11 protein-coding genes are annotated in these 14,333 nt (G+C 65.9%); all 11 read left to right on the top strand.

Features of this window, described 5'->3' with window-relative positions:
* Entirely contained in the window at positions 1-300 is a 300-nt protein-coding gene (locus ABOC32_RS18995) for a malonate decarboxylase subunit delta (protein ID WP_426808387.1), read from the top strand.
* Complete coding sequence (locus tag ABOC32_RS18990) at positions 293-1,141, top strand: biotin-independent malonate decarboxylase subunit beta (protein ID WP_049275015.1); 849 nt, start codon at positions 293-295, stop codon at positions 1,139-1,141. Before ABOC32_RS18995 ends, ABOC32_RS18990 begins: the two co-directional genes overlap by 8 nt.
* Positions 1,138-1,929, top strand: a complete 792-nt coding sequence (gene mdcE / locus ABOC32_RS18985; protein WP_426808386.1) for a biotin-independent malonate decarboxylase subunit gamma — start codon at positions 1,138-1,140, stop codon at positions 1,927-1,929. The genes ABOC32_RS18990 and mdcE overlap by 4 nt, the downstream gene beginning before the upstream one ends.
* Position 1,930: 1 nt before the next feature.
* Complete coding sequence (locus tag ABOC32_RS18980) at positions 1,931-2,545, top strand: malonate decarboxylase holo-ACP synthase (protein ID WP_426808385.1); 615 nt, start codon at positions 1,931-1,933, stop codon at positions 2,543-2,545.
* Positions 2,542-3,462, top strand: coding sequence for a malonate decarboxylase subunit epsilon (gene mdcH / locus ABOC32_RS18975; protein ID WP_426808384.1), 921 nt, complete (start codon positions 2,542-2,544; stop codon positions 3,460-3,462). The genes ABOC32_RS18980 and mdcH overlap by 4 nt, the downstream gene beginning before the upstream one ends.
* A 200-nt stretch (positions 3,463-3,662) precedes the next feature.
* Positions 3,663-4,085 (top strand): malonate transporter subunit MadL, encoded by a 423-nt coding sequence (gene madL, locus ABOC32_RS18970; protein ID WP_028613847.1) that lies wholly within the window; start codon positions 3,663-3,665, stop codon positions 4,083-4,085.
* 2 nt (positions 4,086-4,087) lie between these two features.
* On the top strand, positions 4,088-4,852 hold the full coding sequence (gene madM, locus ABOC32_RS18965; RefSeq protein WP_341798723.1) for a malonate transporter subunit MadM: 765 nt from the start codon (positions 4,088-4,090) through the stop codon (positions 4,850-4,852).
* A 281-nt stretch (positions 4,853-5,133) separates the two neighbouring features.
* Positions 5,134-10,995 (top strand): manganese-oxidizing multicopper oxidase MnxG, encoded by a 5,862-nt coding sequence (gene mnxG / locus ABOC32_RS18960; RefSeq protein ID WP_426808383.1) that lies wholly within the window; start codon positions 5,134-5,136, stop codon positions 10,993-10,995.
* An 18-nt stretch (positions 10,996-11,013) separates the two neighbouring features.
* Positions 11,014-12,990, top strand: coding sequence for a cytochrome D1 domain-containing protein (locus ABOC32_RS18955; protein WP_426808382.1), 1,977 nt, complete (start codon positions 11,014-11,016; stop codon positions 12,988-12,990).
* A complete protein-coding gene (locus ABOC32_RS18950; RefSeq protein WP_426808381.1) occupies positions 12,987-13,643 on the top strand; it encodes an SCO family protein in 657 nt (218 codons plus the stop codon). Before ABOC32_RS18955 ends, ABOC32_RS18950 begins: the two co-directional genes overlap by 4 nt.
* Positions 13,640-14,305 (top strand): SCO family protein, encoded by a 666-nt coding sequence (locus ABOC32_RS18945; RefSeq protein ID WP_426808380.1) that lies wholly within the window; start codon positions 13,640-13,642, stop codon positions 14,303-14,305. Before ABOC32_RS18950 ends, ABOC32_RS18945 begins: the two co-directional genes overlap by 4 nt.
* Positions 14,306-14,333 lie beyond the last annotated feature (28 nt).

The following is a 14,333-nucleotide window of genomic DNA, read 5'->3' as shown; positions in this document are numbered from 1 at the left end:
ATGGAAACCCTGAATTTTCAATTCCCCGCCGCCGAACCGGGCCGCGGCCGCACGCTGGTGGGCTGCGTCAGCTCCGGCGACCTCGAAGTGCTGATCGAACCCGGCACTGCCGGCAGCCTGCACATCCAGGTGGTGACCTCGGTCAACGGCAGTGCTGCACGTTGGGCGCAACTGTTCCAGCGCCTGTTCGAGGGCCGTGCCTGGCCTGCCGTGAACATCGACATCCATGATTTTGGCGCCACCCCGGGCGTGGTGCGCCTGCGCCTTGAGCAAGGCTTCGAGGAGATTGCCCATGACTGACACCGAACGCTTGCTGCGCAGCCGCAGCTTTGTCGAACTGGGCGCCCGCCAGCGCGCCCGCGCCGTGCTCGACCCGGGCAGCTTCCGTGAACTGCTGGGCCCGTTCGACCGGCTGATGTCGCCGTGGCTGCCGCGCCAGGGCATCGTGCCGCAGGCCGATGATGGCGTGGTTATCGCCAAGGGCCGGCTGAACGGGCGCCATGCCGTGGTCGCCGCCATTGAAGGCGGCTTCCAGGGTGGCAGCATGGGCGAGGTGGGTGGGGCCAAGATCGCTGGTGCCTTGGAACTGGCCATCGAAGATAACCGCAATGGCATCCCCACTTGCGCCGTGTTGCTGCTGGAAACTGGCGGTGTGCGTTTGCAGGAGGCCAACCTGGGACTGGCGGCAATCGCCGAAATCCAGGCTGCGATTGTCGAGTTACGGGCCTTGCAGCCGGTGATCGGCCTGATCGCAGGGTCGGTGGGCTGCTTTGGCGGCATGTCCATCGCCGCAGGCCTGTGCAGCCACCTGCTGGTGACCCGCGAGGCGCGCCTGGGCCTGAACGGCCCGCAGGTGATCGAGCAGGAGGCCGGCATCGGCGAATACGACGCCAAGGACCGCCCCTTCATCTGGAGCCTGACCGGTGGCGAACAACGCCACGCCAGCGGGTTGGTGGACGGCTATGTGGCCGATGACATCGATGCGCTGCGCGAACGCTTGTTGCAACTGCTGGACGCACCCTCCAAAGACCGCGCCAGCCAGCACGCCTGGTTCCTCGACCGCCTGGCCCGGCTGGGCGATGACTGCCCGCAACTAGATGCCGCCGCGGTGCGCGCCCTTTACCAAGGAGAAGCCCAATGAACCGTGCCTTGAACTGGCTGCCGGGCCTCGCAGGCGGGCAAGCCTTGCCAGGCTACCCCGCGTCGTTGCGGGTGATCGACGGCGAACTGGACAACCGCCCGGCGCGTTTCATTGCCGTGGTACCTGATGCCGGCAATCCCTTCCCCCGGGCCCGCTCGGGCGAGGTCGGCCTGCTGGAAGGCTGGGGCCTGGCCAAAGCGGTGAGCGAGGCGGTGGAGGCTGACCGCAATGGGCAGAAACGCGCCATTGTCGCGGTGATCGATGTGCCCAGCCAGGCCTATGGCCGTCGCGAGGAAGCGTTGGGCATTCACCAGGCACTGGCCGGTGCGGTGCAGGCCTACGCCGAGGCGCGGTTGGCCGGGCACCCGGTGATCGGTCTGCTGGTCGGCAAGGCCATGTCCGGCGCCTTCCTGGCCCACGGCTACCAGGCCCAGCGCCTGATCGCCCTGGACGATGCCGGGGTCATGGTGCACGCCATGGGCAAGGCGGCTGCGGCGCGGATTACCCTGCGCAGCGTCGAGCAACTGGAGGCCCTGGCCGCCGAAGTACCGCCCATGGCCTACGACCTGGCCAGCTACGCCTCGCTGGGCCTGCTGTGGCGCCGCCTGACAGTGGATAACGCCGAGGCACCGAGCCCCGCCGACGTCGCCCAGGTGCGCGCGTGCCTGGCGGAAGCGGTGCGCGACATTGGTAGCTCGACCGACCTGTCGTCGCGGTTGGCGGGGGAACACCGCAGCGCCTCGCGCCAGGTACGCGAACAGCTGCGCCGCCAGTGGCAGGGCGCCTGAGATGAACGCGCCAAGGCCGCACGACCTGCTGTGGGGGATGCCTGTGTCGGGCTTGCCCGCCGATGCACCCCAGTGGGCTCAGGATGTGCTGGCAAGCGGCCGGCCGGTGGTGGTGCGCCGTGCTCGCTGCGAGGATGGCTGGGTGGCGGTAGGGCTGCGTGGGCAAGGCCGGGCGCAGCGGTTGGGTGCGTTGATGCGCCTGGCCGATGTCCAGCGTCAGCAAAGCCCCGAATCGCTGCGCGTGGACGTACAAAGCCCATGGCTTGCGTTGCAGGCACTGGCTTCGGTCACCCCGGTGTTGCAGGCCAGCGGCCTGGCCTGGGGGCCGACGGGCGGGGTGGGGTACCAGATAGCGACCGGCATTGAAGTGGTCCATGCCGACAGTGACCTGGACCTGCTGCTGCGCACACCGCAACCGCTCGCCCGCGCCCAGGCGAGAGAGCTGCTGGATATCCTCGACTGCGCGCCGTGCCGTATCGATGTGCAGCTGGAAACCCCGGCGGGCGCCATCGCCTTGCGTGAATGGGCCGGTTTTGCCCGCCGCGTGCTGCTCAAGTCGCCTGATGGCCCGTGCCTGGTCTGCGACCCTTGGGCAGTAATGGGGCGTGCCGCATGAGCAGCCTGTTCGCCTTCCCCGGCCAGGGCGCCCAGGAGGTGGGCATGCTGCAGCGTCTGCCCGAGGGCGCCGGGCAACTGCTGGAGGAGGCCAGCGATACGCTCGGCCAATCCGTGCTGGCGCTGGACAGCCAGCAAGCGCTGCAGTCTACCCGCGCTGTTCAGCTGTGCCTGCTGCTGAGCGGCGTGGCCTGGGCCCGCTGGCTGATGCAGCGCAGCCCTGTGCCGGATTATGTGGCGGGCTTGTCGATTGGCGCCTATCCAGCGGCGGTTACGGCGGGCGCCCTGGGGTTTGCCGATGCCGTGCGCCTGGTCGCCCTGCGTGGCGAACTGATGCAGGGCGCCTATCCGCAAGGCTACGGCATGACGGCACTCAGCGGCCTGGACCTGGCCAGTGTCGAGTGTTTGCTGAGCGAGGTGGGGGGCGAGGTGTACGTCGCCAACCTCAACAGTGAAAACCAGATCGTCATCGCCGGTAGCGATACCGCGATGGCTGCGGTCGCTGCCCGGGCTCGCCGCCAAGGCCAGGGCGTGGCCCGACGCCTGGCGGTAAGCGTGCCGTCGCATTGCCCGTTGCTTGCTGGCCCGGCAGCGGAGCTGGCCAGTGCCTTCGCAACGGTCGAGTTGCAGCGCCCACGCATTACCTACCTCAGCGGCAGCAGCGCGCGCCCGGTATTCGACCCACAGCGCCTGCGCGACGACCTGGCTGGCAACATGGCCAGGGTGGTCGACTGGCGTGCGACGTTGCGCAACGCCTTTGAGCGCGGCGTGCGCCTGCACCTGGAAATACCGCCCGGCAGCGTGCTCAGCGGGCTGGCCCGACCAGTGTTCGAACAGGGCAGGGTGGTGGCCGTGGAAGATACCCGTTGGGACACTCTGGATGCGCTGCTGCGCCAGGAGGTGGCGGGCGACCGATGATGGCGGCATCGCGGTGGATGGCACGGGCTGCGCCCGTGTTCGCGGGTAAACCCGCTCCCACAGGTACTGCATGAGCCTCAGGCCTGCGCCGTACCTGTGGGAGCGGGTTCACCCGCGAAGAAACCAGCGCGGTACCCGCAGGTTTACTGATGGCGAAGAACAACAACAAGCAACTTCGACACTACCTGAGGACAACAATAATGATCATCTATGGTGTGGCACTGCTGGCGGTCTGCACGCTTGCCGGCGTTATCGTCGGCGACTTCCTGGGCGTGCTGCTGGGCGTCAAATCCAATGTGGGCGGGGTTGGCATCGCCATGATCCTGCTGATCTGCGCACGGCTGTACATGCACCGCAACGGGGGCATGAGCAAGGAGTGCGAGTTTGGCGTGGGCTTCTGGGGTGCCATGTACATCCCGGTGGTGGTGGCCATGGCCGCCCAGCAGAACGTGGTTACTGCCCTGCACGGCGGGCCGGTAGCGCTGCTGGCGGCAGTGGGCGCAGTGCTGGTGTGCGGCGCGACCATCGCCCTGATCAGCCGCAGCCACCGCGGCGAGCCTTTGCCCGCGCTTGAACCGACCCCTGAAACCCGCGCGCAAGTTGCCCCTGCAGGAGGTCGTTGAACATGTGGCCGATTATTGAAAATGCCCTGGAACACAACGGCCTGATCACCGCCTTTGCAGTGGTGGGCGCAATCATGTGGTTGTCGGTTGTGCTGTCGAAATACCTCACCTTCGGCCGGGTGCACGGCTCGGCCATCGCCATTGTCATTGGCCTGGTGCTGGCCTGGGTCGGCGGTACCGTGACCGGCGGGCAGAAAGGCCTGGCCGACATGGCGCTGTTCTCCGGTATCGGCCTGATGGGCGGGGCCATGCTGCGGGACTTCGCCATTGTTGCCACAGCCTTCGAGGTGCAGGCCACCGAAGCCCGCAAAGCCGGGATGATTGGCCTGGTGGCGTTGTTGCTGGGTACGGTGCTGCCGTTCATTGTCGGCGCAGCAGTGGCCTATGCCTTCGGCTACCGCGATGCGGTGAGCATGACCACCATCGGCGCGGGGGCGGTGACCTATATCGTCGGGCCGGTGACCGGGGCGGCGCTGGGTGCGAGTTCAGATGTGATGGCCCTGTCGATTGCCACCGGGCTGATCAAGGCGATCCTGGTGATGGTATTCACCCCGGTGTCGGCGCGCCTGCTGGCGCTGGACAACCCACGCTCGGCGATGGTGTTCGGCGGGTTGGCAGGGACGGTGTCGGGGGTGACGGCCGGGCTGGCAGCGACGGATCGGCGGCTGGTGCCGTATGGCGCGCTGACGGCCACCTTCCATACCGGGTTGGGGTGCTTGATGGGGCCTTCGATTCTGTACTTCTGCGTACGCGGTCTGGTCGGCTGACGTCCTACTCTCCACTCTGTGGGAGCGGGCGTGCCCGCGAAACAGGCGACTCGGTGCATGGCACCGGCTTCGCCGGTGTTCGCGGCCACGGCCGCTCCCACAGTGATCGCGTCGCTTTCAAGTCATGCAACCCGTTGCCCCCAAATCGGGGAAAACTGCCGGGTGATCCTCCCCAATCTGTTTCGATTGGTCGCGCAACTTACTGATAAATAACTAAATCTGCTTCTGGCACACACCTTGCTCCACCCCTCCGCAGAGTTCCCGTGTTCCGGAGGTGCAGCATGTCTACGCCACGCAAAGGCCCCCTTCTGTCATCACTCGTTCTGGCCTTGTTAGGCTGGGAATCGACCAGCGAGGCGGCCGTGCAGTGCCAGCGCACCTTGGTCGCCAATGTGGTGGCACTGGACCAGCCACTGATGTTCAACCGCCTTGGCGCGCAAAACGCCAACGGCATGATGTTCGCCCTTCGTGAAGATGTGGTGGACGACAAGCAGGTCCCCCTCGGCAAGGGCGGGGCCGCGGTACCGGGCAAGGTCACCTTGCGCCCGGACAAACGCCCACGGCCAATTGTGCTGCGGGTAGCCGCCGGTGACTGCCTCACGGTCAACCTGACCAACCTGCTGACCTACCAGGCCAACCCCAACAAGCACGGCATCGACCCTGAAGAAAACGAAGCCGAAGGCGAAGAAGAAGGCCCGGAGAACGAGGTCGAGAACGAAGGCGGTGAAGATTTCGTCGCCGATGAGCAGGTGAACGACCGGCATGTCGGCTTCCAGGTGAACGGCATGCAGGCGGTCAACAGCATTGGCGATATCGCCGCCAACACCGGCCGTAATGGCAACTTCCTGGTGTCGCCCGGCAACACCCGCAGCTACACCCTGTACGCCGAGCGCGAGGGGGCCTTCGCCGCCACCAGCCAGGGCGCTACCTTTGGCGGGCAGGGTGGGGCAGGTAACGTCGCCAACGGCTTGTTCGGGCAGGTGGTGGTTGTCCCCAAAGGTGGGCGAACCTTCCGCAATACCCTGACCGAAGAAGAGATGCGCCTGGCCACCACCGGCCGCACCGCCACCGGCCAACCGGTCATCGATTACCAGGCCCGCTACCCGCAGACCCAACCGTGGATCAGCGAGGGCAAGGCCGGCAAGCCGATCATTGCCATGGTCGACGGCAATGAAATTCTCAACAGCGAGACCGACGCCATTGTCATGGGGCCAAACCCGGACGGCAGCTTCCCGCGCTCCACCTACCCGCTGGAAAGCGTCAACAAGCGCAACCCCGCATTGCCCAACCGCCTAGAAGCCTTCCGCGACTTTGCCTCGCAGTTCGCCGATGAAGTGGCCGCCACTCAGGCCTTCCCGGGCTACTGGGCGGACCCGGTGATGGGCCATGTGCTGGAACCGACGCGCGATTCGTTCATGATCAACTATGGCTCCGGCGGCATGGGCGCCGAAGTGGTCGCCAACCGCCTGGGCGTGGGGCCGATGCATGATTGCCTGTCGTGCGCCTACGAGGAGTTCTTCCTCAGCGCACACACCGTGGGCGATATCGGCACCCTGGTGGACGTGCCGGCCAACGTCGGCCTGGAGAACATTCGCCCAGGCCAGACGCCGCCGGCCAGTGCCGTGGGGGTAAAGGCCAACATGGCGCTGTACCCGGCCGAGCCTGCCAACGTGCACCACAGCTACATTGGCGACTTCACCAAGTTCCGCAACACCCACAATGGCCATGAGCAGCACATCTTCCACCTGCATGGCCACCAATGGCTGTTCAACCCCAACGACGACAACTCCGACTACATCGACGCCCAGGGCATAGGCCCGGGGATCGGCTACACCTACGAGATTGCCAACGGCGGTTCGGGCAACCGTAACCGCGTGGCCGGCGATGCCATTTACCACTGCCACTTCTACCCGCACTTCGCCCAAGGCATGTGGGCCATGTGGCGGGTGCACGATGTGTTCGAAGAAGGCACCCGGCTGGAAGTGAGCGGGCAGGGCGAGAATGGTTTCCACAGCACCCCGTTTGCCCTGCGCAGCGGCAAACCGGCTGCTGGCGCCCGGGCATTGCCGGATGGCGAAATCGTTGCCGGTACGCCGATCCCGGCCATCGTGCCGCTGCCTGGCAAAGCCATGGCGCCGATGCCCGGCAAGGTGGTGGTAGTACCCAAACTGTCTGAGCAACGGGTCGCCGCCAACGACGATGATGATGAAGCCGACGACGAAGGCGATGACGACCACGCCAGCCAGGCGCCGGTACGCAAAGCCGTCGGCTCGCTGGCGCTGGTCGACCGTACCGATGCCAACCGCAACGCCGATGGCACCCTGAAAAACCCGGGCTACCCGTTCTGGATCGGCGGCATGGAAAGCAGTGTCGGCAACCGCCCGCCAACCCCGCCGCTGGACATGCTCGACCCGGCCCTGGCCCGGCAGCTGAAAGACAGCGGCAAGGCCCTGTGGGCCAACCTCGACGCCAACCAGGTCGATGGCTGGGATGGCGGCCTGGGCCGTCATGCGCTGGACGGTGTATCCGCCGGCGGCGAGGCCGTGACCACCACCACCAAGCTGGACTTCTCCAAGGTGGTGCACAAGGCCAAGCCCATCTACCTGCCTGAAGAAGGTACCGATGTCGAGCAGGCCGCCATGCAGTTCCATGCCAAGGCCGAGCACGCCAGCTTCGCCCTGATCCCTGGCAGCCAGCCGGTGGCCAAGGCGTTCCGCACCAACGGCGCCTTGCCTACCGCCGGCGCGCCGTTCTACGAGCCTTGCATGGATGACCGCGGCAAGCGCCTGACCCAAACCTCGGGGGTAGGCGAGTTTGCGAGCGGTGAGAGCCTGACCGGCATGAGCTTCCGTGGTTCGTCCACCTTCACCGCCGACCGCCCACGCATCTACAAAGGTGCCAACATCCAGTTCGACGCGGTGTACAACAAGGTCGGCTACCACTTCCCGCAGGCGCGTATCCTGGCGCTGTGGGAAGATGCCTGGCCGGTGATCACCAAGCAGCGCCCGCCAGAGCCGCTGGTGATGCGCATGAACACCTTCGACTGCACCATGTACACCCACACCAACCTGATCCCGTCGTACTACGAAATGGACGACTACCAGGTGCGTACCCCGACCGACGTGATCGGCCAGCACATCCACCTGCCCAAGTGGGACCTGACGGCCGCCGACGGCTCGGCCAACGGCTGGAACTATGAAGACGGGGTTCTCTCGCCCGGCAGCGTGGTCGAGCGTGTGCATGCCATCCGAGCCTACAACGGCTGCACCGAAGGCGACAGCCGCGACGGCACCGCCGCCTGCCCGAAAGCCAAGCAGCACCCGTACTTTGGCCGCTTTGGCCGGGCCGACTGGCTGGGCGCGCGCACGGCCATGCAACGCTGGTTCGCCGACCCGTTGGTGAACGTCAACAACGTCGACCGTGGCCTGGGCACCATCTTTACCCACGACCACCTCGGCCCATCGACTCACCAGCAGCTCGGGCTGTATGCAACCGTGCTGGCCGAGCCAGCCGGCTCTACCTGGTACCACGCCGAAACCGGCGAGCAACTGTACAACCCGGCCACACGCCAGGATGGCGGGCCGACCTCGTGGCAAGCCGTGATCAAGACGGGCGACCACGATGGCGATGGCAAGAACGACAGCTACCGCGAGTTCTTCCTTGAATACAGCGACTTCCAGCATGCCTATGAAGCGGGTGTGTACGTGGGCGCAGGCCCGGATGGCATCCCCAGTGGCCAGTCCTACCCGGCCACCGCCGACAGCTTCCGCTACGCCATCAACCCGCCGGTACGGCAGAAGGCATCCAACCTGCTTGAATCGGTGGTCGAGTCGCGCGGAGGCCTGGCCCCCGGCTGCCCAAGCCGGCCTTGCCCACAGGCGATTTCGGTCGATGACCCGGGCATGTTCGTCGTCAACTACCGCAACGAGCCGCTGGCCCTGCGGGTATTCGACCCGAACAAAGTCGGCCCCGATGGCAAGCGCGGCATGCAGGCGGACGGCCTGGCCGGCGACCTGAGCTATGCCTTGCAGAGCCGTACCGACCGTGCGATTCCGGCCATGAACCTGGCGCCTTCGGCGATCACCTCGGCGGTTGGCCCTACCGGCGGGACCACACTGTTCCCACCCCACATCAACAAGGCCGGCAGCGAGCCGGGTGACCCGTTCACGCCCATGCTGCGCACCTACTCCGGCGACAACGTACGGCTGCGCCTGCACGCCGGTGGCCACGAGGAAGAGCACAACGTGACCTTGCACGGCGTGAAGTGGCTGCAGAACGGTTCGGGCTTCGGTAACAGCTCCAACTCGGGCTGGAAGGCCTCGCAGATGATCGGTATTTCCGAACAGATGGGCTTCATGGCACCGGTGTCGATGATTTCCAGCTCTGCTGCCACCAACGGCGATTACCTGTACTCCATGGACGCCGCCCTGGAAGGCTACTGGAACGGCATCTGGGGCGTGATGCGCAACTACACCGCACAACGCGCCGACCTGTTCCCGCTGCCGAACAACACGCAACCCGTGGCCATGCGCAACACCGTGAACTTTGACGGCATCTGCCCGAAAACCACGGCCAACCCCAACGGCATCGGTACCCGTACCACGGTCAAGCGCAGCTATGAGATTGTCGCGGCGCTGGCCAACGACATCCTCGAGAACCGCAACGGCGTCAGCATCAACGACCCGGCTGGTGTGGGCCAGCATGTCGGCGGCCCGTTGAAGGCCAATGGCGGCACCCTGGTGTTCAACAGCCGCAAGACCAGCATCCCGCAGGTGACGGTGGTCGACGAAGAAGACGGCACCACCTTCACCGTGGGTGGTCACAGCGCGCCGCTGCATGACCCGACCGCCGTGCTGTATGTGCGCAAGGCCGACCTGGACGCCACTACCGGCAAGCTCAAGGCCGGCGTGCCGGTGGAGCCGCTGGTGCTGCGGGCCAACGCCGGGGACTGCATCAGCATCACCCTGGAAAACCGCCTGCCACAGGTCATGCCAGACCTGCCAAGCACGGCCGTGATGCAGAACGTGGTCAAGCGTGACCGCTTCGACAGCGAAGGCTCCACCGCCTTCAACAACAACCTGATGCGGCCGTCCAGCCATGTGGGCCTGCATGCCCAGTTGCTGGCCTACGACATCACCAAGTCCGACGGTGCGAACGTGGGCAGCAACCCGGTGCAAACCGTGCCACCGCGGGTGGGCAACAGCGGTGCCTACCCAAGCCGGGTGTACCAGTACTACGCCGGCCACCTGGAGCGCGAGGGCAAACCGGTGCTGCAACTGGGCCGCACGGTGGACAACATCAACACCACGGCAATCGAGTTCGGTGGCCTTAACCTGATGCCGTCGGACTTCATCAAGCAGCCACAGAAAGGCCTGGTGGGTGGCATGAGCATCTTGCCGCAGACCGCAACCTGGACCGAGGACACCGCCAGCCGGGCCCAGGCCACGGTCAAGGTCACAGGCCAACCCGACTACCGCGACCTGGTAACGGTGTGGCAGCGCTCGATGAACATGCGCTGGGCGGACGGCCGCCCGGTCGAAGGCATCGCCACCGAAGGCAATGGCGTGCCGGGTGACCCGAAAGACAACGGCAACATGGCCATGAACTACAAGACCGAACCGCTGTGGCTGCGCTTTGGCCTGGCGCCGGATGCACCGTTCGGCCATGCCGATGGCTTTGGCTTTGCCGATGTGCCCAACGCGCACATGGCCTACAGCAACGCCCTGGTTGGCGGTGACCCGCAAACCCCGGTGCTGTACGCCAAACCTGGCCAGCCGGTGCGCAGCCATGTGCTGATGCCCAGCGGTGGCAGCCGCGGCATCACCTACCAGCTGGACGGGCACCTGTGGCCATTGCACAACTACCAGGCCGAGAAGAGTGACGTGGACGGCTATCCGATGAGCCTGCCTGGCATCGGTTCGGTGCGCTTCGGCTACAACCCGATGGCCATGTACATCGGGGCCCAGGAGAGCGTACTGCCCGCGGCGCACTTCAGCTTCATGCTGCCGAGTGCCGGCGGTGCCAACGCGGTGGCGGGGGACTACCTGTTCCGCGACTACGCCGCCTACGGCAACGCCTCGGGGCTGTGGGGGATTCTGCGGGTGACCAACGAAGCGCCGCCGGCAACGGCCGCGGCGCAGTGACGGAAGGGGAGCGCGAGCATGAACAAAAAGACTCGCCCTGCTTACTTGGGGGTAGTGCTGGGAGTAGCGCTGATCGGCCTGGGCGTGGCGTATGAAAAGCTCTGGTGCGATCCCCGCGAGCTGTTGCAGGAACCTGCCGACCCGCAGGCCCTGCACCGGCTCAGCCGGGACGGCGTGACCGTGGAGTTCGAGGCCCGGCCGCTGGCCGGTGGCGAATTGAAGGAAGGCGCCTTCGCCAACATTCGCTTCAAGGTCAGCGACCAGACCAGTGGCCAGCCGCTGTCGGGCATGGCGCCGGGGGCGTGGATCGACCCGGCGCAGTCGGCCCCCATAGGCGACCGCAACCAAAGCTGCAAGGCGCGGGTTGCGCTGTTTCTCAAGAGCAGCATCGGCGCCCGGCCGCTGCTCGACCTGAACAGCTATTTCCTGTTGATGCTCAACAACGACGCCAGCCTGACGGTGATCGACCCGACCGTTTCGGTGGGTGGGGTGACCAGCACCATGGCCCGCATCGACCTGCCCGGGCGGCCCATGGACTGGGTGGCCACCGGCGACGACAAGCAGGTGTTCGTGTCGATCCCCGAGCGCGGCAAGGTGGCGGTGATCGATACCGAAACCTTCACCCGCGTGGCCGACCTGGACGCCGGCGACCAGCCGCTGCGCGTGGCCCTGCAACCCGACCAGCACCGGTTGTGGGTGGGCAACAACAGCAGTGACCCGGCCAAGGGCGGGGTGACGGTGATCGACGTGCCAGGGCGTACCACCCTGAAAAGCTTCAACACCGGCACCGGGCACCACGAAATCGCCTTCAGCGCCGACTCGCGTTTTGCCTACGTCAGCAACCGCGACAGCGGCACCTTGAGCGTCATTGATATCCCGGAAATGCGCCTTGCCAAAACCATCAAGGTTGGCCCGCACCCGCTGTCGGTCAGCTACTCGGCGCTGTCCCAGGCCGTTTACGTGGTCGATGGCGAGGAAGGCAGCGTGCGGGTGTTCGATGCCCGCAGCCACGCGCTGCGCCACACAGTCAAGGCAGAGCAGGGCCTGGGGCCGATGCGCTTCAGCAGCGATGGCCGCTACGGCGTGGTGCTCAACACCCTCGAGAACCAGGCCCTGGTGATCGATGCCAGTACCGACAAGCTGATCCACCACATCCCGGTCGCGGCCGAACCCTACCAACTGACCTTCACCAAGGGCTATGCCTATGTGCGCGGCCTGGCTTCGCCGAAAGTGACCATGATCAACCTGTCCAGCCTGGGCGAAGGGCGCACGCCGATCGTGCAGGGCTTCGAGGCCGGCCCGGCAGCGCCGCGCCAGGCCGGTGACCTGCCACTGGCCCAGGGGTTGTCGGTGTCGCGTGATGACAATTCGGTGTTTGTGGTCAACCCGGTGGACAACACCACCTACTTCTACGCAGAGGGCATGAATGCGCCGATGTCCGGCTACAACAACCGTGGCCACCAGGCCCGCGCTGCCATCGTCGTCGACCGCAGCCTGCGCGAGGTGGCGCCCGGGGTGTACGGCTCGACGGTGAAACTGCCCGCTGCCGGCAAGTTCGACGTGGCCTTCCTGCTCAACCAGCCGCAAATCATCCACTGCTTCAGCGCCGATGTCGCCGAAGCGCCAAACGCCGGCAAGCGCAAGGCCGCGCATGCCGAGTTCATCGGCCTGGACCAACCGATGCCGCAGCACAGCGCCATTACCGCACGGGTGCGTATCGTCGGTGACGACGGCCAGCCGCGGCTGGGCCTGAACGACCTTAGCCTGCGCTACTTCCTGGCGCCGTCGTCGATGCCGCGCAACCTGCAGTTGCAGGAAGTGGGTGAGGGCGTCTATCAGGCCGCCCTGACACTGCCCGAAGCCGGCGCCTGGTACCTGCATGTGCAGTCCCCGTCATTGGGGCGCAAGTTTGCCGAAGAGAACTACACCAGCCTGCGCATCCTGCCGGCCGCAGCAACCAACGCTTCCCAGACCGAGATGAGGAGTGTGCGATGAACGCCAAGCATTCTTTGCAACTGCTGGCCCTGAGCCTGGCACTTGCCAGCAACCTGGCCCTGGCCCACGCCGGCCACGATCACAAAGGCCACGCCGAACAGCCACCGGCGGCTCGCCAGGAAAAGACCAGTGTACGTTTTGCCGACGTTTCCCTGCTGAACCAGGACGGCATGCCGGTGCGCCTGGAGAAGGACCTGGTCGGTGACCACCTGGTGGTCATGGGCTTCATCTACACCAGCTGCACCACGGTGTGCCCGGTGGTGTCGTCGATCATGGGCAAGGTCCAGCAACAGCTGGGTGGCCGGGTAGGCGAAGAAATCCACATGGTGTCGATCAGCGTCGACCCGCAGCGTGACGACGCCAAGCGCCTGCAAGACTACGCCAAGGCCTTCCAGAAGGGGCCGGGCTGGAGCTGGCTGACCGGCACCCCGTACGCCGTCACCGAAACCCTCAAAGGCCTGGGCAGCTTCAGCGCCGACCTCAGCCAACACCCGCCGCTGATCCTGGTGGGTGACGGGCGCAGCGGGCACTGGACGCGCTACTACGGCTTCACCGACCCCGCGGTACTGATCGATGAGATCAACCGCCTCAGCGCCCGCCGGGTGCATGCCAAAAGCACGGCCATTGCCGACCACCATGAGGTGCAACCATGAGCTCTGTAACCTCCCGCCGCGCCGGCATGCGCGGTTTCGACTGGCTGGTGCTGGGCGGCTGCCTGTGGATTCTCGCCTCGGTGGCGTTCGCCCATGAAGGCCATGTGGAGCAGGCGCCCGAACCGCAACCCGCCCCCCAGGCAATGACCAGTGGCGGCGGCACCCGCGATGCCCAGACCTGGTTCACCGATACCGTGCTGAAAGACCAGAACGGCCGCGAGCTGCGGTTCTACAGCGATGTGCTCAAGGACAAGGTGGTGATGCTGAACGTGATCTTCACCCACTGCACCGATGCCTGCCCGCTGATCACCCGCAAGCTGCGCGAAGTGCGCGCGGCCATGGGGCCGCAACTGGCCAGCCAGGTGACCTTCGTGTCGATCAGCAGTGATCCGCTCAACGATACCCCGCAGGCACTCAAGGCGTTTGCCGAGAAACAGGGGGTGGATGGGCCGAACTGGCTGTTTCTGACCGGGGACAAGGCCAATGTCGACCTGGTGCTCGGCCGCATCGGCCAGTTCCTGCCCAGCCCCGAGCAGCATTCCACACAACTGATTTCCGGCGATGTGGCGGGCAAACGCTGGAGCAAGATCCGCCCGGATGCGCCGGCCATGGCCATTGCCCAGCGCATGCAGCTGCTGACCCAGCCTTTGGCTGGCCGGTGAGCATCATGAATACCTGGGCTGCCTTGCG

It is taken from the genome of Pseudomonas sp. WOUb67, from assembly GCF_050058005.1.
In the GTDB taxonomy this organism is placed as follows: Bacteria; Pseudomonadota; Gammaproteobacteria; order Pseudomonadales; family Pseudomonadaceae; genus Aquipseudomonas; species Aquipseudomonas putida_R.
The sequence above is the reverse complement of the archived record's forward strand: the minus strand, read 5'-3'. Positions and strand labels throughout refer to the sequence as shown.